Origin of the sequence: Thermomonospora cellulosilytica (assembly GCF_014138835.1) — a bacterium.
GTDB lineage: Bacteria > Actinomycetota > Actinomycetes > Streptosporangiales > Streptosporangiaceae > Thermomonospora > Thermomonospora amylolytica.
Genome location: NZ_JACJII010000001.1, coordinates 5,442,625 through 5,459,788, shown reverse-complemented (window position 1 = coordinate 5,459,788; position 17,164 = coordinate 5,442,625). Strand labels below are relative to the sequence as shown.

Here is a 17,164-nt window from a genome sequence, read left to right as displayed (position 1 = left end):
CTACGGATGTAGAGGAGGTCGGCATGCGCACTGCCGTGGTGGCCGGAGGCGGGATCGGCGGGCTGGCCGCGGCGGCCGCGCTGGCCGCCCGCGGCTGGACGGTCCGGGTGCTGGAACGCGCCCCCGAGTTCACCGAGGTCGGCGCGGGCATCTCGCTGTGGCCGAACGCCCTGCGCGCCCTGGACGTCCTCGGCGTCGGCGACCGGGTGCGGGAGCGCGCCGTTCCCGAGGCCGAGATCGGCGTGCGGGCCGCCTCCGGCCGCTGGCTGATGCGCACCGACGTGTCGGAGCTGATCCGGCGGTACGGGCCGCTGGTGATGATCCACCGGGCCGATCTGCTCGCCGTCCTGCGCGAGGCCGCCGGCGGGGCCGACCTGGTCCCCTCCACCGAGGTCGCCGAGGTGCGGGCGGTCCCGGACGGGGTCGAGGCGGTCCACACCGGCGGCGTCACCCGGGCCGACCTCGTCGTCGGCGCGGACGGCATCCGCAGCGCCGTCCGCCGTTCGCTGTGGCCCGGGGCGCGCCCGCCCCGGTACGCCGGATACACCGCCTGGCGGCTGCTGACCCGGCCCGCCGAGCCGGTCCACGTCGGCGGCGAGACGTGGGGGAGAGGGGACCGGTTCGGCATGGCCCCGCTGGCTGACGGCCGGGTCTACTGTTACGCCGCCGCCGGCGTTCCGCCCGGCGGGCACAGCCCGGACGGCGAGCTGGCCGAGCTGCGCCGCCGCTTCGGCGCCTGGCACGACCCCATCCCCGCCCTCCTGGAGTCGGCCTCCCCGGAGTCCGTGCTGCGTCACGACATCGAGGAGCTGCCCCCGCTGAAGACCTTCGTCCGCGGCCGTGCGGTGCTGCTGGGGGACGCCGCCCACGCCATGACCCCCAACATGGGCCAGGGAGCCTGCCAGGCCCTCGAGGACGAGGTCACCCTCGCCGCCCTCCTCGACACCCGCTCCACGGTCGAGGAGGCCCTCGCCGCCTACGACTCGATACGCCGTCCCCGAGCCCAGCGCATCGCCCGCCAGTCCCGCCTGGCGGGCGCCCCGGCCCAATGGAGCCTGCTCCCGGCCGTCGTCCTCCGCGACACCCTGACCCGCCTGGTCCCCGGCTCCCTCACCCTGCGCGCCATGGCGCCCGTCCTGTCCTGGACGCCGCCCGCCTGACCTCAGGTCACGAGGTCGCGGCGGGGGTCACCGGCGTACGGCGGGCGGCGCGTCCAGGCAGCAGTCGCCGCACAGGCCGCCGCCGGGGATCCGGTAGTACAGGCAGCAGCTCCGGCGGCGGAAGGCCAGGCCGGGGCCGTGCAGCACGCCGGTGCCCCGCAGCCGGCCGAGGGCCAGCAGGCGGGCGGCCAGGTCGCGGGCGTCGCCGGCGTGGGCGGGACGGGCCGCGGCGACGACCCGGAGCGTCCCGATCAGAGCCGAGGCGGCGTTCCCCCACAGCAGGCCCCCGGCGACGGGGAACCGCTCCCGGACGAAGGCGTTGACGGCCTCCAGTTGCTCCTCGACCACCGCGCGGTACACGGTCTCGGCCAGGTCCTGCGCATGTTCGGGCCGCCGGCCCCGTAGCTCCGCCAGCCACAACGGGACCACACCGGGGGCGGCGGCCCGGTGCCGCAGCGCCGCCAGGCTCGGCACGACGCCGTGCAGCAGCGCGCAGCCCAGCACCGGGGACCAGAGCCGGGCGGCCAGGGACAGGTGGGCGGTGGAGGCGGCGACCCGCGGCTCGGCGGTGCCCAGCCGGGCCGCGGTCAGGTCGACCAGCCGCTCGACGCCGCCCGGGAACGGCCGCCAGAGCGGATCGACCTCTTCGGCCGGATCGGTGGAGACGGCGAAGAACGGGCCGAGGGCGGCGACATCGGCCAGGGCGTCGACCAGGACATCGGCCGGGACATCGGCGGTGGGGTCGTCGCGGCGGGCCGTCGGCACGGTCGGAGTATAGGCCCGGCGCGCCCGCAGACCGATCTGGACCGCTCCACATATCCGCCGATCAGGGACGATTCACCACAACTGCACACAAGTCACTGCAGTCCCACCGGTCGACTGCGTATGGTTCAGGCATGTCGAACAGCGATGAGCCCGGCGTCGAGGGCGCGGACCTGGTCGCGCGCCCCGGCGGACGGGGCGTTCAGGGGGACGCTGCGACCGGCCCCAGGACCGACCTCGAGACCGGCCCCGAGACGGGCGTCGCCCGGGTGGGCGACCCGGTCACCGTGTGGCCCTGCGCCAACTGCGGCCGCCCGGTGCCGCAGCCGGTCGGCGGCGTCCGCACCATCCGTTACTGCCAGGACAACGACGGCGCCTGCGCCCGGGAGGCGCGCAGCCGCCGCGAGCGCGGCCGCGACGCCCCCGGACTGACCGGCCAGGTCGCCTGGACCTGGGAGATCGTCGAGCGGCTGGAGAAGATGGCCGACGGGCTGGCCGAGTCGCTGACCTCCGAGCTGAGCGTGGCCGGGGTGGAACGGCGCATCGCCGAGGTCCGCGCCGAGGCGGCCCGCGAGCTGGCCGTGGCGCAGAGCGAGCGCGAGGCCTCCCAGCAGCAGGCCGAGGAGGCCCGGCACGAGGCCGCCCAGGCCCGCCGGCGGATGGAGGCGGCCGAGGAGGAGGCCCGCCGCGCCCGCCAGGAGGCCAGGACGGCCACCGCCAAGCGGGACGCCGCCCAGCAGGCCTGGCAGGAGGCGCAGCAGCTGGCCCAGCAGGCGGTGGCCGCCAAGCAGGCCGCCGAGTCCGAACGCGACCGGGTCGCCGCCCGGGAGGGCGAGCTGCTGGCCGCGCTGGAGTCCAGCCGCGCCGAGCTGGTGTCGCTGCACGCCCGGGTGGCCGAGGCCGAGGCGGCGGCGGAGGCGCAGCGGGCCGAGGCCGCGGTCGCCCGGCAGGCCGCCGAGGAACTGCGCACCGCCGTCAAGGACGCCGAGGCCGCGCGGCAGCAGGCGCTGCAGGCCGCCGCCAGGGCCGAGGAGGAGCGCACCGCCGCGCGCCGCGCCCAGGCCGAGGCCGAGGCCGAGGCGCAGCGGGCCGCCGCCCAGCGCACCGAGGCGATCGGGGAGCGCGACGCCGCGCTGGCCCAGGCCCAGCAGGCGGTCGCCGAACGCGACCAGGCCAACGCGCGCGCCGCCGAGCAGTCCGCCCAGATCCAGCACCTGGCCCAGTCGGTCGCCGAACTGCAGGCGGCGATGTCCGCGCTGGCGGCCGAACGGGACGCGGCCCGCGCCGAGGCCGACCGCGCCCGCCGCCAGATCGACACCCTCCTCACCCAGCGGCAGGCCGGCGTGCTGCCCGGGGTGACGGGGACCGGGACCGGCGGGATCCCGGTGCCCGGGGCGTCCGCCGCCGGCGGGACCGGCCCGTTCCCGGCCGCCACCATTCCCGACACGTCCGCCGGGTCGTCCGCCGTGCCCCGGCAGCCCGCCTACTCCACCGACCCGGCGGGCGGCGGCACCGAGCCCGCGCGGCGCAACGGCGACGAGAACCGGGAGGATCCCCTGTACGCCCGGCCCTGACTCACGGCAGGGGCCGCGGGTCGCGGCGGAGCGGATGGTCGGCCGGCACCTCCACCAGGACGATCCGCACGCCGTCGGGGTCGGCGATCCACATCTCGACCAGTCCCCACGGCTCCTGCCGGGGTTCGCGCAGCACCGTGACCCCCGCCTCGCGCAGCCTGCGGTGCTCGGCCGCCACGTCGCGCACCTGGAGCCAGATCATCACCGGTCCCGGCGGCGTGCCGTCCGACCGGCCGGAGATCTCCAGCAGGCCCTGCCCGAGGTAGTAGACGACGCCGGGCTCGTCCGGCGGCCCGAACTCGCGGTGCACGGCCAGGCCCAGGACCTCCCGGTAGAAGCGGTGGCTGCGCGCCGGGTCGGCCGGGCGCAGCAGGATGCGGCTGCTGAGCACGTCCATGAGCGGACCCTACCCACCCGTCACGGGCCGTCGAGGTGCCCGACCAGGTCGGCCCGGGCGGCGGAGGTGTACGGGGCGGCGAACGCCTCCAGCGTGCGGTCCAGGTTCTGCGTCCACCAGGCCACCAGCGCCGCGTCCGCCGCCCCCGCCGGGTCACGGCGTTCCAGGTAGTGCCGCCGCAGCGGCCCCAGGTCGCACAGGTGCTCCCACCACAGCCGGTGCACCGCCGAGTAGATCTGCCCGGCGTCCAGGGGGAACGCGGTGCGATGCCCGGCCACGAACGCCTGCGCCCGGTCCAGGTCCAGGCCCCGCTCCTCGCCGTGCCCCGCGAACAGCGCGGCCGCCGCCCGCACCAGGTCCCCGGCGAACGGAGCGATCCGCAGCCCGCCCCATCCGACGACCGCGGCGACCTGCCGGGTGCGCCCGTAAAGCACGTTGCGCGCGTCGAAGGCCCCGTGGACGTAGCCGACCGCGAACGCCTCGGCCTCCGGCGGCTGGTGGTCGGCCAGCTCCACCAGCAGCGCCCGGCGTTCGGCCAGCCGCCGCCGGGCCAGCGCGGCGAAGTCGTCGCCGTCCGGCGGCAGCGCCGCCAGCAGCCCGTCCACGGCGGCCACGGCGTCGGCGGCGCGGCTGGTCGGCACCAGCAGGCTCTGCTGCACCGGCGGGGTCAGCCGGTCCAGCTCGGCGTGCAGCCGCCCCAGCAGTTCCCCGAGCTCGTGGCACTGGCGCAGCGACAGCTCCAGCCCCTCGCGCCGGGTCCCGTCCGTCCACGGGAACACCGCGTGGCCCTGCCCGTCGGCCCGCACCAGGGTGCGGCCGTCCCGGGCGGGCACCGGCGCGGGCACCGGCAGCCCGGCCTCGTCCAGCGCCGTCCGCACCGAGTGCTCGAACAGCACCCGCCGCCGGTCGGCCTCGGCCCCGTACCGCTTGAGCAGCACGACGCCGGCGGCGGTCTCCACCCGCCAGGCGCGGTGCGGGCCGCTCTCCGGCAGCGGCGCGATCCGCTGCGGGTCTCCCAGGTCCCAGCGGCGCAGCAGACGCGGCGCGGGCGGCGCGGACGGCGCGAGCGGACTGGTGTCGGACGGCATGCCGGGCTCCATGTCAGCCTCACGAGGGTGTCGCGCTGACGGGTCCTCGAACTGGTGTTCAGCCCACGACGCTACCGCGCGGCCCGCCGCCGCGAAAGCCCGCCACGTCACGGGGCGTGACGCACCTTACGCCGCCGCCGGGAACGCGCGGACGATCACGGCTGTCTAGCGGTATGGGGCGCGGATCCGCCGCCCCGGACGTTCGGAAGGGGGACGTATGAACGACACCATCGACATCGGACCGCCGGTGCGGACGGTGACCTCCGGCAGGGTCACCGGGGACCACGTGGCGATGGCCGAGCGCGCGGTGCGCGCGGCGCTGGCCGGCAAGCGGGACCGGGTGTCCTCGGCGCAGGTGACGCTCACGGTGCTGCGCGGCGCGGCGCCGCGTCCCGCCCTGGCGCAGGCGGTCGTGGACCTCCAGGGCCGCAGGGTGCGCGCCCAGGCGGCCGCGCCCAGCCTGCCGGAGGCGATCGACCTGATGCGGGAACGGCTGACGCGCCGGACCGCCTGACGGCGGCGGCGCGTCCCCGAAGCCCGGGACGCGCCGCCGTCGCCGCTCAGGAGTCGTTCTGCTGCAACAGCTCCTCCACGATCACGCTCTGGTAGGGGCGGCTGGGGTCCGGCCGGTAGGCCAGGCTGGCCAGCGGGGTGCCGTGCTCGTCGCGGATCTCGAAGCGGTAGCCGTCCGCGGGCTGCTCGAGGTGGGCGGCCGCCTGGTCGTGGCGCAGCCGGCACATGGTGTCGACCTTGTCCAGCGCTCCCCGGAGAGTTTCGGCATCGCTGACGAACCGGGCGGGCTCGCCGCTCTCCCATATCTGGAACATCAACCGTGTCCTGTCACGTCGGGATCGACGCGAAGGCGCTGTGACCCCCCGGCCTCCGCGCACAGGGGACAGCTTGCGCGCGATCATTCAAATATTCAACCGTTCTGCGCAGAACGTGTCCGGTATGTCACACCATGCCCGTGCGGCCGGAAGTCTCCGCCGCCGGGGACCGGGGAGCGCGGGTCCGGTCGGCGCGTTCCGTGATCGCTTCGGCACGCAGGGTCGACCGTATGGCGGAACGAGTGTCGCCCGGGATGGTTACGGGTGATCTTTTGTTGAAATGCACGTGCATCAGACCTTGCACCTGCACAATGTACGGAGCAGGATAGCCCGCAGGCCCCCCTGGCGTGACCCCCCGGAGATCGCGATGAACGCACACCTGTCCGACAGCGATCGTGAAGCCCTGTGGATCGCACACGAGCTCCGCGAGGAGCTGCGACAGGCGCTCGAACGGAGAGGGGTGACCAGCGCTCCCGGAGTGTCGCCCTTCGTGGACTCCGCCGGCCGCCCCAGCGTCATCGTCCGGATGGACGCCGACGCCGCGCGGGCCCTCGCGTTGATCATGGGCGAGCAGCGGGCCGCCGCCGTGCCCCCCGCGCCGGCCGCCCCCATGGCGCCGCCCGCGCCGACGCCGCCGGCCGCCCCCCGGCGCAACGACGGCTCGCACGTCTTCCCGGCCCCCCAGCCGGTCGGTCACCCGCACATCTGAGCCCGGGCTCGTACCCCTCCTCTTCTTCAAGGCCGGCGCGCCGCGCCGGCCTTCGTGCTGTCCGCAGGGGATGCGCCCGCCGTGCGCCGCGGGCGCCGTTCCTAAAGATCTACCTGCGTGGATGAATAAAAGCGGGCGTTTGGCCTGTTCTTGGTAGTCGTACGTATCCTCGCAGCGATGCGGCGGTCAACGAACCGTCAAGCAGGATGACGACACCACAGACCGAATAACGGTGGCGCCCCGCCCGCCAGGCGGGGTTCGCCGACGCCGGCCCCAGTCGCCGAGCCGCGACGACCTCTTGGGCGTTCCGCCCCGCGCCGGTGTTCTTCCGCTTCTTCTCCTGGCCGTACGGCCGGCGGTCGCGTGCCCGCGTTCCGGGCCCCGCGGCGAGTCCGTCGTGCCCGCACGGCCCCGCAGAAAGGAAACCCATGCGCCAGCACGCCAAGAACGTCGCCGTCACCGGTTTCGCCGGAGCCGTCCTGGTCGCCGGCATCACCGCCGGCCTGACCGCCGGCGGCGGCGCCGAGTCCGCCGCCGACGAGCGGCGTGCCCCGGCCAAGGCCGCGCAGGCCGAGGCCGCGCAGGCCGAGGCCGCGCAGGCCGGCAAGACCCGGCAGGCCGAGACGACCAGGGCCCTGCTCACCGGCACCACCACCGCCTCCTACTTCTGGGACGACGGCTCGGGCGTGCGGGGCGACACCGGCGCCCCCGCCAGCGGCAAGCCCATGCAGAAGGGCATGTTCGCCAGCCCGAGCTGGCCGATGCTGACCAAGGTCAAGGTCACCTACAAGGGCCGCAGCGTGACCGGGTTCATCGGCGACCGCGGCCCCGGCGAGCCGTCGCACCGCGGCATCATGCTGGACCTGGACACCTACTCGTTCCGGTACCTGCAGGACGGCGGCAAGCCCGAGAGCAAGTACGACGCCGGCGGCGGCATGGGCCACCTCAAGGGCGTCAAGTACGAGGTCCTCGAGTGGGGCAAGGGCCCCGGCAAGAAGGGCGTGCCCCAGCCGTTCGGCTCCTGACCCGGTCGCCCGGGATCCCCGGGTGATCCGAAGGGCCCTCAGGCGACCCTCGCTCCTCTGCGGTCGTCTCGGGGCCGTCCCGGCCGGGCGATCCGACGAGGGTCGCCCGGCCGCGGCGTCTCGGCACGACGGAACATGATCTTGCCCACGGTGTGCCCTCTCCGGCCTTGTGGCGCGACCATCAGGAGGTTAGGCTCACCTTCGTTAGGCGAGCCTAACCTAACCGTCGTTGCAACGTTCCGACCTCCGAGGCCCGCGGAAAGGACACCCATGCCCCTCCCCCCGACCAGCGGCCCCGCCGATCGCGTGCACGATCTGGTGGGCATCGGTTTCGGTCCCTCCAACCTCGCCCTGGCCATCGCGCTGCGCGAGCACAACGCGGCGACGGCCGAGGGGGACCGGCTGGACGCGGTGTTCTTCGAGAAGCAGCCCGCGTTCGGGTGGCACCGGGGCATGCTCATCGACGGCGCCACCATGCAGGTGTCCTTCCTCAAGGACCTGGTGACGATGCGCAACCCGGCCAGCGAGTTCACCTTCCTGCAGTACCTCAAGGCCCGCGGCCGGCTGGTGGACTTCATCAACCACAAGACCATGTTCCCGACGCGGGTGGAGTTCCACGACTACCTGGAGTGGGCCGCCGAGCGCTTCACCGACCAGGTGCGTTACGGCGCCGAGGTGGTCGCGGTCCGGCCGGTGCCCGGCGACGGCCCGGTCGAGGCCGTCGAGGTCGTGGTCCGCCATGCCGGCCGCTCCGACGAGCTGGTCACCCACCGCGCCCGCAACCTGGTGATCGCCGCCGGGCTGGAGCCGGTGCTGCCGCCCGGCGTGGTCGCCGGGGAGCGCGTCTGGCACAGCCACGAGCTGCTGCACCGCGCCGGTGCGCTGCGCGAGCCCCGCCGGCTGCTGGTGGTGGGGGCCGGGCAGAGCGGCGCCGAGGTCACCGAGTACCTGCACCGCACCTTCCCCTCGGCGGAGGTCTGCGCGATCTTCACCAAGTACGGGTACACGCCCGCCGACGACAGCGCGTTCGCCAACCGGATCTTCGACCCCGAGGCGGTGGACCACTTCTACGCCGCCCCCGAGGACGTCAAGCGGATGCTGCTGGACTACCACCACTCCACCAACTACTCGGTGGTGGACCTGGACCTCATCGACGAGCTGTACCGGCGGGTCTACCAGGAGAAGGTGACCGGCGAGCAGCGGCTGCGCATCCTCAACGTCTCCCGGATCGCCGAGCTGGACGCCGGTCCCGCGGGCGTGCGCGCGGTGGTGGAGTTCCTGCCGACCGGCGAGCGGGCCGTGCTGGAGGCCGACGCGATCGTCTACGCCACCGGCTACCGGCCCGGCGACCCGGCCGCGCTGCTGGGCGAGGTGGCCGAGCACTGCCTGCGGCTGCCCGGCGGCGGGCTGCGGGTGGAACGCGACTACCGGGTCGCCACCACCGAGCACGTGCGCTGCGGCATCTACCTGCAGGGCCCCACCGAGCACACGCACGGCCTCACCTCGACCCTGCTGTCCAACACCGCGCTGCGGGTCGGGGAGATCGTCGAGTCGGTCGTCGCCGCGCGGACCGCCGCCGCGCCGTCGCCCTACGCGCTGTCCGGCTGATCGGCGGGCCGGGCCGCGGGCGCCGCGTCACCGGGTGCCGCGCCGGATCCGCGCGACAGCGGGCCCGCGGACGGCACCCGGCTGCCGTCCGCGGCGACCGGCGCGGTGACCTGCGTGCGCAGGTACAGGCCGAGCACCGTGGTCACCAGCGCGCCCGCCGTGGCGATCTGCTCCTGGGTGATGTCCCAGCCGAACGAGACCATCAGCTGCAGCACGGCGGTGAGCAGCCCGGCCGCCGCCGGGATCACCTTGTCCCGGGCCACCGCCCAGGAGATCGCCAGCCCCATCGCCATGGTGGCGACGGCGTTGACGCCGGCCTGCTGCGCCTCGGTCAGATCGACGCCCCAGGCGACGAGGAACTGGACCGCGACGGCGACGAGGGCCAGCCAGGCGGCCGGATCCCTGCCGAGGACCTTCACTGCGCACCTCCGGGGGCGGCGCGGGCGGGGGACTCGAACCGGAAATCCGGTTCCCTGGGGGAATCGGCCTCCGCCCATCGCGGCGTTACCCGGAACGACCGCGGCGAGGCAAGGGCGGCCCGATCCGTTCCGGGGCCTGGCCCGGAGGAGGCCCGACGGGACGACCGTGGCGAAGCGGAGGCCGGCTGTTCCCTTTTCGGGTTGAGGGCCGCTCCTCAACGGCGCCCCGTCACGCTCCGATGATCCGGCGGGCGCGGCCGAACAGCCCGAGCGTGATGGCGTGCAGCAGGTCGCCGGTCTCCCGGGGCGCCTTGCCCGCGCAGGCCCGCGCGTGCGTGCCCTCCAGCACGATCCCGAGCTTGAAGCAGGCCAGCACCGTGTACCAGTCGATGGCGTCCAGGTCGCGGCCGGCCGTCGCCTCCGGCCGCCGCGAGTAGGCGGCCACCAGCTCGCCGGGCTCGGGCAGGCCCCCGGCCTGTCCCAGCGGACCGGCGATCGCCGCGCTGTCGGCGTCCTCGCCCGGCCAGGTGGCCAGCAGCCAGCCCAGGTCCACCAGCGGGTCGCCGATCGTGCACATCTCCCAGTCCACGATCGCCGCCACCTGCGGGCCGTCGTGGCGGAACATCAGGTTGGCCAGGTGGTAGTCGCCGTGCATGATCCCCGGCCGCCAGGTGTGCGGCCGGTTGGCCTCCAGCCAGTCGGCGACCCGCTCCAGCCCGGGGATGTCCGGGCCGGGGTAGCCGTCCAGCGCCGAGTACGACTCCAGCTCCGACATCCACCGGCTGACCTGGCGATCCAGGAACCCGTCCGGCTTGCCGAAGTCGGCCAGCCCGACCGCCTCGTAGTCCACCGCGCCGAGCGCGGCCAGCGAGCGGGCCGCCGACAGGCCCATCGCGTGCCGCACCGGCGCGTCCGAGGCGTGCGGCTCGGGCAGCGTCGTGGTGGCGTTGAACCCCTCCACCGGCGTCATCAGGTAGAACACCGCGCCGTTCATCACCCGCTCGTCGGGGCAGGCGGCGATGATCCGGGGAGCGGGCACGTCGGTGCCGTCCAGCGCCGACAGCACCCGGGCCTCCCGGCGCAGCACCTCGTTGGTGCGCGCCCGCAGATGCTCGGGGCCGCGGCGCAGCACGTAGGAGCGGCCGCCGCGGCGGAACCGCACCAGCACGTTCTGGGTGCCGCCGGCCAGCGGCCGGACGTCCTCGATCGGCCCGCCCGGCAGGCCCTGCTCGTCCATCCAGGCGGCCAGCACCGCGAAGTCCATCACATGCGGATCGATCTGCGCGCTCACGCGACGGAGCGTAGCAGTTGATGCACTTGCATTAATTTCTCGTTCCTGCGCATCATCGGCGGGACACCCCCTTCGAGGAGGCCGCGCCATGGCATGGGACTTCGAGACCGACCCCGAGTACCAGAAGCTGCTGGACTGGGCCGACGAGTTCGTCCGCGAGGAGGTCGAGCCGCTCGACCTGGTGCTCGGCGACCCCTACGACAAGGCCGACCCGCGGCACCGCGCGATCGTCAGGCCGCTGCAGCGGCAGGTGAGGGAGCGCGGCCTGTGGGCCTGCCACCTGGAGCCCGAGCTCGGCGGGCAGGGCTACGGCCAGGTCAAGCTGGCGCTGCTGAACGAGATCCTGGGCCGGTCCCGCTGGGCGCCCTCGGTGTTCGGCTGCCAGGCCCCCGACTCCGGCAACGCCGAGATCATCGCCAAGTTCGGCACCCCCGCGCAGAAGGAGCGCTACCTGCAGCCGCTGCTGGACGGCGACATCTCCTCCTCGTACTCGATGACCGAGCCGCACGGCGGGGCCGATCCCACGCTGTTCACCACCCGGGCGGTGCGCGACGGCGACGAGTGGGTCATCAACGGGGAGAAGTGGTTCTCCTCCAACGCCAAGCACGCCTCGTTCGTCATCGTGATGGCGGTGACGGATCCCGAGGTTAGCGCGTACGAGGGCATGTCGATGTTCATCGTGCCCGCCGGCACCCCCGGCCTGGAGATCGTCCGCAACGTCGGCGTCGGCCCCGGCCTGGAGGGGCGTGAGGGCTCGCACGGCTACCTGCGCTACACCGACGTGCGGGTGCCCGCCGACCACCTGCTGGGGGAGGAGGGCGGCGCGTTCGCCATCGCGCAGACCCGGCTCGGCGGCGGCCGGATCCACCACGCCATGCGCACCATCGCGCAGGTCCGCAGGGCGTTCGACATGATGTGCGAACGCGCGCTCTCCCGGCAGACCCGGACGGGGCCGCTGGCCAGGCTGCAGATGACCCGGGAGAAGATCGCCGACAGCTGGATCGAGATCGAGCAGTTCCGGCTGCTGGTGCTGCGCACCGCGTGGCTGATCGACAGGCACCGCGACTACCGGAAGGTCCGCAAGGACATCGCGGCGGTCAAGGCGGCGATGCCCAAGGTCCTGCATGATGTGGTGCAGCGCGCCATGCACCTGCACGGGGCGCTGGGGGTGTCCAACGAGATGCCGTTCGCGGCGATGCTGCTCGGCGCCGAGGCGCTGGCCATCGCCGACGGCCCCACCGAGGTGCACAAGATCACGCTGGCCCGGCAGCTGCTCAAGGAGTACGAGCCGGTGGAGGGGCTGTGGCCGTCGGGGCACCTGCCGACCCGGCGGACCGCCGCCCGGGAGCGCTACGCCGACGTCCTGGAACGCGCGATCGGCAACGAGTGACGAGGAAGGTGCGGTGACCGACACCCGGACCCGGCTGCTGGACGCCGCCCAGCGGCTGTACGCCGAACGCGGCGTCGACGGCGTCAGCCTCCGCGAGATCAACGCCGCCGCCGGGGCCCGCAACGCGGTCGCCGTCCAGTACCACTTCAAGGACCGGGCCGGGGTGCTGCGGGCGATCATGGAACGGCATCTGCCGGACGTGGACGCCCGCCGGCACGCCCTGCTGGACGCCTACGAGGCGGCCGGGACGCCGGATCCCCGCGCGCTGGCCGCCGCCCTGGTCCGGCCGTTGGCCGCCAAGCTGGCCGACCTGGCCGGGGGCGGCCCGTACTTCCTGCAGATCTGGGCCGAGCTGGTGGGCCGCCCGCAGGGGCCGCCCCCGGTCGCTCCCGGCGCCCCGGGCGACAGCCTGCGGCGCTGGCGCCGGCTGACCGAGCCGGTGCTGGCCGAGGACGCCGCCCGGTTGCACCGCCGCTACACCGCGGTCCTGCACGCCTCGATCGAGCTGGCCCGGCGCGCCCGGTCCGGCCCGCACACCGACGACCGGCTGTTCACCAGCTACCTGATCGACGTGATCACCGCGATCCTGACCGCTCCGGTGTCGGCGGAGACCCGGCGGCTGGCCGCCGAACGGGACGCCGCCCGCGCCGCGCGGAACGGCGGACCGCCGGATTAGAGAAGCTCTCTAGAGAATCTCTCTGGAACTGTCTACACTCCCGCCCCATGGACAATGCGCGGGCCGGACAGGCGAACCCCTCCCAGACCATCGCGGTGACCGGAGCCAACCGGGGCATCGGCCACGCCGTCGCGGAGGCGCTGCTGCGCCAGGGCCACGAGGTGGTGCTGGTCTGCCGCGACCGCGAGCGCGGCGAGGCGGCCCGCTCCCGGCTGGCCGCCCTCGGTTCCGTCCGCCTGGTGGTGGGGGACCTGTCCGGCGTGCGGGCGATCCGGGCGACCGCCGAGGCGCTGCGCGACGCCTGCCCGCGTCTCGACGTCCTGGTGCACAACGCCGGGTTGTGGCCGAGCCGCCGGGTGCTCAACGAGGACGGCCTGGAGCAGGCGTTCGTCACCAACCACCTGGCCCCGTTCCTGCTCAACCTGGAACTGGAGGACCTGCTGACCGCCTCGGCCGCCCGGGTGGTGCAGGTCAGCGCCGGGCTCTACGTCAAGGGCAAGGCCGACCCCGACCGGACGCCGACCGGGCTGGACTTCCACCCGATGCGCACCTACGCCGACACCAAGCTGTGCAACCTGATGCTCGTCCCGCTGTTCGCCGAACGCTGGCAGGATGCCGGTGTGACCATCAACGCCGTGCATCCCGGGGTGATCCGCACCGGGCTGGGGGACCGGCGCGGCCCCCTCGGCTGGCTGCTCAAGGCGGTCAAGCTGACCTGGAAGAGCCCGCGCACCGGCGCCGGGCCGGTCGTCCGCCTGGCGACCTCCGCCGAGGTCGCCGGGGTCACCGGCCGGTACTTCCAGCTCGACGAGGAGCACTGCCTGGAGCCGGTGGCCAGGGACCGGGACCTGGCGCGGCGGCTGTGGACCCGGGCGGCGGAGCTCGCCGGGGTGCCGCACAGCCCGCCCGCCGCCCGCGATGCCTAGCCGGCGGGGCGAGGCGACCGTCGACAGGGTCCTGACGGCCGCCCTGGACCTGTACGCCGCCAAGGGCCCCGACGCGCTGACCATGACCGCGCTGATCGCCGAGACCGGGGTCAGCAGCGGCAGCCTCTACCACCACTTCGGCAGCGTCGACGGCCTGTCCGCGGCGCTGTACGCCCGCTGCATGGCGGGCCTGCTCGACGCGATCATCGACGCGCTCGAGGAGGCCCGCACCGCGCGGGACTGCGTGCACGCCACGGTCACCGCCTACCTGCGGTACGTGCGGGACAACCGGGCCGCGGCGCTGTTCGTGCACGCCTCCTCCTACGCGGCGTTCCTGCCCGCCCACGCCGGCCGCATCGCCGAGGTCAAGGCCCCCCGGATGGAGCGCATCGCCGGGCGGCTGCGCCGGCACGCGGCGGCCGGGGAGATCGTCGACCTGCCCGAGGCGCTGCTGGAGATGCTGGTGATCGGCCCGGTGGCGGAGACCGCCCGCCGCTGGCTGGCCGGCGACCCCGGGATCGACCTCGCGGAGGCGGCCCGGCTCCTTCCCGAGCGCGTCTGGCGTTCGGTCCGCGCCGGCTGAGACCGGACCGGGGACGGATCGAAAAATTCCTCCGCCATACGTCTCCTGGACGGACGCCGGACCACCCCCGCAGAGCCGCCGGGCCCGCCCCGGACGCCCTTGTCGGCCCCTGCACGCGGGGTTATCCTCTGCCCAATCTTTAGGAAACTTTCCTAAGAGAAAGTTAAGGGTGCGGGGGCCGACCGGACAGGAGGAACCATGTTCCCTCAGCTCAGCGGGCGGCGGGCGACGGTTGGGGCCGTCGCGCTGCTGCTCTCGACAGCCGGCGTGGTGGTGCCGATGACAAGTGCCACCGCCGCGGCGGCGGTGACCGCCTCGTGTACGAAGACCTCCGACTGGGGCACCGGCTTCGAGGGGCGCTGCACCGTCACCAACGGCACCGCCGCGACGGTCAACGGCTGGAAGGTCGAGTTCGACCTGCCCGCCGGGACGTCCATCACCTCGTCCTGGGACGCCACGCGGAGCTCCTCGGGCGGCCACTACACGTTCACCAACGCCGGCTGGAACGGGACGCTGGCCGCGGGCGCGTCGGCGAGCTTCGGCTTCGGGGGCACCGGCGGCGGCTGGATCTCCAACTGCCTGGTCAACGGGGCCGCCTGTGACGGCTCCGGGGGAGGCCCGGGCGGCGACGAGCAGGCCCCGACCGCCCCGACCGGCCTGCGCTCCACCGGCCGGACCTCGACCACCGTGTCCCTGGCCTGGACGGCCTCCACCGACAACGTGGGCGTCACCGGCTACGACGTCTACCGGGGGAGCACCAAGGAGGCCACCGTCACCGGCACCGAGGCCACCGTGACCGGCCTGTCGCCCAGCACCTCCTACACGTTCACCGTCCGGGCGCGGGACGCCGCGGGCAACACCTCACCGGCCTCGGGCGCCGTCACCGTCACCACCGAGAGCGGCGGCACCGGCGGGCCCGGCGGCAAGAAGGTCATCGGCTACTTCGCCCAGTGGGGCGTCTACCAGCGCAACTACCACGTCAAGAACATCGACACCAGCGGCTCGGCCGCCAAGCTCACCCACATCAACTACGCGTTCGGCAACGTCCAGAACGGCCAGTGCACCATCGGCGACAGCTACGCCGACTACGACCGCTTCTACAGCGCCGCCGAGAGCGTGGACGGCGTCGCCGACAGCTGGGACGCCGGGGCGCTGCGCGGCAGCTTCAACCAGCTCCGCAAGCTCAAGAAGAAGTACCCGCACCTGAAGGTGCTGTGGTCGTTCGGCGGCTGGACCTGGTCGAGCGGCTTCGGGCAGGCCGCCCAGAACCCGGCCGCGTTCGCCGAGTCCTGCTACAAGCTGGTGGAGGACCCGCGCTGGGCGGACGTGTTCGACGGCATCGACATCGACTGGGAGTACCCCAACGCCTGCGGCGCCACCTGCGACAACAGCGGCCCCGCCGCGTTCCGCAACCTGATGGCCGCGCTGCGGCAGCGGTTCGGCTCCGGCAACCTGGTCACCGCCGCGATCACCGCCGACGCCAGCTCCGGCGGCAAGATCGACGCCGCCGACTACGGGGGAGCGGCCCAGTACGTGGACTGGTACCTGCCGATGACCTACGACTTCTTCGGCGCCTGGGCCGCCACAGGACCGACCGCCCCGCACTCGCCGCTGACCTCCTACCCGGGCATCCCCACCCAGGGCTTCGACTCGGCCTCGGCCATCGCCAAGCTCAAGGCCAAGGGCGTCCCGGCGAGCAAGCTGCTGCTGGGCATCGGCTTCTACGGCCGGGGCTGGACCGGCGTGACGCAGAGCACCCCCGGCGGCAGCGCCACCGGACCCGCGCCCGGCACGTACGAGCAGGGCATCGAGGACTACAAGGTGCTCAAGACCCGCTGCCCGGCCACCGGCACGGTCGCCGGCACCGCCTACGCCCACTGCGGCAACCAGTGGTGGAGCTACGACACCCCCGCCACCATCGGCGGCAAGATGTCCTACGCCAATGACCAGGGCCTGGCCGGCGCGTTCTTCTGGGAGCTGAGCGGCGACACCGCCGGCGGCGAGCAGATCACCGCCATCCGCAACGGCCTGGGCTGACGCCCCGATCGATTCCGCGGATCCCGGGCCCGGGCGGCCCGGGATCCGTTACGTCCAGGTAGATCAATCATCGATCGACTTTTCCCAACGGGTTCTTTCTTGTAGCGTTCGAGCGCTTCGAGCGTTGCGCGCCGGATAGGCGCAGATGACCTGAACGAGAAAGGGCGCCGTCGGGCGTGAGGACATGATCGTGCTGTGCGTGTGCCTGGTGCTGCTGGCGGCCTGGCTGCTGGTGAGGGCGCTGCGGCCCGGTGTGCGGAAGACCGGGGGAGCGGGCGGATACCCCGAGTCGATGACCGAGGTCCTCGAACCGGACGCCGAGGAGTACCTGGCCTGGCTGGCCGACCGGCACTGGCCCGAAGACGAGTACCTGGACCTGGAACGGCAGTGGCTGGCCGAGTTCGACGCCACCGGCGAGGGGACGGCACCGGGCCCGTACACCGGGCCGCACGCCTGCCCCGGCTGCAACCGGCACGGCGAGGACGTGTGGCCGTGCCGCATGTGCGGGCGGCTGCTGCACTCGGCCTGCGGCCACGGCATGCGCCGCCGCCGGGTCTCCCGCCCCTACCGCACCCGCGACATGCAGGCCGAGGCCGTCATCGCCGAGTGGATCTGCACCAACTGCTCCTCGGTCGTCGGCCTCGACCTCGACGAGGACCTGTCCTGACAGGTTGATCCGGGGGGCACCCCCG

General features: G+C 74.1%; 18 protein-coding genes. 12 read left to right on the top strand and 6 right to left on the bottom strand.

The features are described 5' to 3' along the window. Nucleotides 1-23: 23 nt before the first annotated feature. Complete coding sequence (locus tag HNR21_RS25750) at nucleotides 24-1,160, top strand: FAD-dependent monooxygenase (RefSeq protein ID WP_182707231.1); 1,137 nt, start codon at nucleotides 24-26, stop codon at nucleotides 1,158-1,160. Nucleotides 1,161-1,187: 27 nt separating this feature from the next. On the opposite strand, the gene HNR21_RS25745 is transcribed toward HNR21_RS25750, so the two are convergent. Further along, a complete protein-coding gene (locus HNR21_RS25745; protein WP_182707230.1) occupies nucleotides 1,188-1,925 on the bottom strand; it encodes a (2Fe-2S)-binding protein in 738 nt (245 codons plus the stop codon). A gap of 131 nt (nucleotides 1,926-2,056) precedes the next feature. Between HNR21_RS25745 and HNR21_RS25740 the strand changes: the two genes are divergently transcribed. Continuing rightward, the gene (locus HNR21_RS25740; RefSeq protein WP_182707229.1) at nucleotides 2,057-3,496 is read left to right on the top strand and encodes a chromosome segregation ATPase; all 1,440 of its coding nucleotides are present in this window, start codon (nucleotides 2,057-2,059) and stop codon (nucleotides 3,494-3,496) included. Nucleotide 3,497: 1 nt separating this feature from the next. On the opposite strand, the gene HNR21_RS25735 is transcribed toward HNR21_RS25740, so the two are convergent. Further along, the gene (locus tag HNR21_RS25735) at nucleotides 3,498-3,893 is read right to left on the bottom strand and encodes a VOC family protein (RefSeq protein ID WP_182707228.1); all 396 of its coding nucleotides are present in this window, start codon (nucleotides 3,891-3,893) and stop codon (nucleotides 3,498-3,500) included. 20 nt (nucleotides 3,894-3,913) lie between these two features. Continuing rightward, a complete protein-coding gene (locus HNR21_RS25730; protein WP_182707227.1) occupies nucleotides 3,914-4,981 on the bottom strand; it encodes a phosphotransferase enzyme family protein in 1,068 nt (355 codons plus the stop codon). Nucleotides 4,982-5,198: 217 nt separating this feature from the next. On the opposite strand from HNR21_RS25730, the gene HNR21_RS25725 reads away from it, so the two are divergent. Beyond that, entirely contained in the window at nucleotides 5,199-5,495 is a 297-nt protein-coding gene (locus tag HNR21_RS25725) for an HPF/RaiA family ribosome-associated protein (protein ID WP_119729995.1), read from the top strand. A 46-nt stretch (nucleotides 5,496-5,541) separates the two neighbouring features. Here the strand turns inward: HNR21_RS25725 and HNR21_RS25720 are convergent, their stop codons facing one another. Continuing rightward, nucleotides 5,542-5,721: a hypothetical protein gene (locus tag HNR21_RS25720; protein WP_246442333.1), complete on the bottom strand. Its 180-nt coding sequence runs from the start codon at nucleotides 5,719-5,721 to the stop codon at nucleotides 5,542-5,544. A gap of 454 nt (nucleotides 5,722-6,175) precedes the next feature. Here HNR21_RS25720 and HNR21_RS25715 point away from each other — a divergent pair, with 454 nt between their 5' ends. The 3 genes from HNR21_RS25715 (at nucleotide 6,176) to HNR21_RS25705 (ending at nucleotide 9,150) form a co-directional block, all read left to right on the top strand. Then, nucleotides 6,176-6,517: a hypothetical protein gene (locus HNR21_RS25715; protein WP_182707226.1), complete on the top strand. Its 342-nt coding sequence runs from the start codon at nucleotides 6,176-6,178 to the stop codon at nucleotides 6,515-6,517. Between the two features lie 428 nt (nucleotides 6,518-6,945). Next, the gene (locus HNR21_RS25710; RefSeq protein WP_182707225.1) at nucleotides 6,946-7,542 is read left to right on the top strand and encodes an RlpA-like double-psi beta-barrel domain-containing protein; all 597 of its coding nucleotides are present in this window, start codon (nucleotides 6,946-6,948) and stop codon (nucleotides 7,540-7,542) included. Between the two features lie 270 nt (nucleotides 7,543-7,812). Then, nucleotides 7,813-9,150 carry a lysine N(6)-hydroxylase/L-ornithine N(5)-oxygenase family protein gene (locus tag HNR21_RS25705; RefSeq protein WP_182707224.1) on the top strand — a complete coding sequence of 446 codons (1,338 nt, stop codon included), beginning with the start codon at nucleotides 7,813-7,815 and terminating at the stop codon, nucleotides 9,148-9,150. Here HNR21_RS25705 and HNR21_RS25700 read toward each other — a convergent pair. Together HNR21_RS25700 and HNR21_RS25695 are read right to left on the bottom strand one after the other, a co-directional pair. After that, nucleotides 9,132-9,569 carry a hypothetical protein gene (locus tag HNR21_RS25700; RefSeq protein ID WP_182707223.1) on the bottom strand — a complete coding sequence of 146 codons (438 nt, stop codon included), beginning with the start codon at nucleotides 9,567-9,569 and terminating at the stop codon, nucleotides 9,132-9,134. The two genes, HNR21_RS25705 and HNR21_RS25700, sit on opposite strands and share 19 nt — an antisense overlap. A gap of 229 nt (nucleotides 9,570-9,798) precedes the next feature. Then, complete coding sequence (locus tag HNR21_RS25695) at nucleotides 9,799-10,860, bottom strand: phosphotransferase family protein (RefSeq protein WP_312881268.1); 1,062 nt, start codon at nucleotides 10,858-10,860, stop codon at nucleotides 9,799-9,801. Between the two features lie 88 nt (nucleotides 10,861-10,948). On the opposite strand from HNR21_RS25695, the gene HNR21_RS25690 reads away from it, so the two are divergent. The 6 genes from HNR21_RS25690 to HNR21_RS25665 all read left to right on the top strand — a co-directional run bounded on the left by HNR21_RS25690 (nucleotide 10,949) and on the right by HNR21_RS25665 (nucleotide 17,139). Next, nucleotides 10,949-12,250: an acyl-CoA dehydrogenase family protein gene (locus HNR21_RS25690; RefSeq protein WP_182707222.1), complete on the top strand. Its 1,302-nt coding sequence runs from the start codon at nucleotides 10,949-10,951 to the stop codon at nucleotides 12,248-12,250. 13 nt (nucleotides 12,251-12,263) lie between these two features. Then, nucleotides 12,264-12,926 (top strand): TetR/AcrR family transcriptional regulator, encoded by a 663-nt coding sequence (locus tag HNR21_RS25685; RefSeq protein WP_182707221.1) that lies wholly within the window; start codon nucleotides 12,264-12,266, stop codon nucleotides 12,924-12,926. 47 nt (nucleotides 12,927-12,973) lie between these two features. After that, nucleotides 12,974-13,852 carry an SDR family NAD(P)-dependent oxidoreductase gene (locus HNR21_RS25680; RefSeq protein WP_182707220.1) on the top strand — a complete coding sequence of 293 codons (879 nt, stop codon included), beginning with the start codon at nucleotides 12,974-12,976 and terminating at the stop codon, nucleotides 13,850-13,852. Then, complete coding sequence (locus tag HNR21_RS25675) at nucleotides 13,845-14,435, top strand: TetR/AcrR family transcriptional regulator (RefSeq protein ID WP_182707219.1); 591 nt, start codon at nucleotides 13,845-13,847, stop codon at nucleotides 14,433-14,435. Before HNR21_RS25680 ends, HNR21_RS25675 begins: the two co-directional genes overlap by 8 nt. 198 nt (nucleotides 14,436-14,633) lie before the next feature. After that, nucleotides 14,634-16,472, top strand: a complete 1,839-nt coding sequence (locus HNR21_RS25670) for a glycosyl hydrolase family 18 protein (protein ID WP_182707218.1) — start codon at nucleotides 14,634-14,636, stop codon at nucleotides 16,470-16,472. A gap of 184 nt (nucleotides 16,473-16,656) precedes the next feature. Continuing rightward, complete coding sequence (locus HNR21_RS25665; RefSeq protein WP_220500297.1) at nucleotides 16,657-17,139, top strand: hypothetical protein; 483 nt, start codon at nucleotides 16,657-16,659, stop codon at nucleotides 17,137-17,139. Nucleotides 17,140-17,164: the final 25 nt, after the last annotated feature.

What these genes read in the sequence shown, in the direction of transcription:
- HNR21_RS25750 (WP_182707231.1), top strand. Translation starts at nt 24, where the DNA reads ATGCGCACTGCCGTGGTGGCCGGAGGCGGGATCGGCGGGCTGGCCGCG.
- HNR21_RS25740 (WP_182707229.1), top strand. Translation starts at nt 2,057, where the DNA reads ATGTCGAACAGCGATGAGCCCGGCGTCGAGGGCGCGGACCTGGTCGCG.
- HNR21_RS25735 (WP_182707228.1), bottom strand. Translation starts at nt 3,893, where the DNA reads ATGGACGTGCTCAGCAGCCGCATCCTGCTGCGCCCGGCCGACCCGGCG.
- HNR21_RS25730 (WP_182707227.1), bottom strand. Translation starts at nt 4,981, where the DNA reads ATGCCGTCCGACACCAGTCCGCTCGCGCCGTCCGCGCCGCCCGCGCCG.
- HNR21_RS25725 (WP_119729995.1), top strand. Translation starts at nt 5,199, where the DNA reads ATGAACGACACCATCGACATCGGACCGCCGGTGCGGACGGTGACCTCC.
- HNR21_RS25720 (WP_246442333.1), bottom strand. Translation starts at nt 5,721, where the DNA reads ATGTGCCGGCTGCGCCACGACCAGGCGGCCGCCCACCTCGAGCAGCCC.
- HNR21_RS25715 (WP_182707226.1), top strand. Translation starts at nt 6,176, where the DNA reads ATGAACGCACACCTGTCCGACAGCGATCGTGAAGCCCTGTGGATCGCA.
- HNR21_RS25710 (WP_182707225.1), top strand. Translation starts at nt 6,946, where the DNA reads ATGCGCCAGCACGCCAAGAACGTCGCCGTCACCGGTTTCGCCGGAGCC.
- HNR21_RS25705 (WP_182707224.1), top strand. Translation starts at nt 7,813, where the DNA reads ATGCCCCTCCCCCCGACCAGCGGCCCCGCCGATCGCGTGCACGATCTG.
- HNR21_RS25690 (WP_182707222.1), top strand. Translation starts at nt 10,949, where the DNA reads ATGGCATGGGACTTCGAGACCGACCCCGAGTACCAGAAGCTGCTGGAC.
- HNR21_RS25680 (WP_182707220.1), top strand. Translation starts at nt 12,974, where the DNA reads ATGGACAATGCGCGGGCCGGACAGGCGAACCCCTCCCAGACCATCGCG.
- HNR21_RS25675 (WP_182707219.1), top strand. Translation starts at nt 13,845, where the DNA reads ATGCCTAGCCGGCGGGGCGAGGCGACCGTCGACAGGGTCCTGACGGCC.
- HNR21_RS25670 (WP_182707218.1), top strand. Translation starts at nt 14,634, where the DNA reads ATGTTCCCTCAGCTCAGCGGGCGGCGGGCGACGGTTGGGGCCGTCGCG.
- HNR21_RS25665 (WP_220500297.1), top strand. Translation starts at nt 16,657, where the DNA reads ATGATCGTGCTGTGCGTGTGCCTGGTGCTGCTGGCGGCCTGGCTGCTG.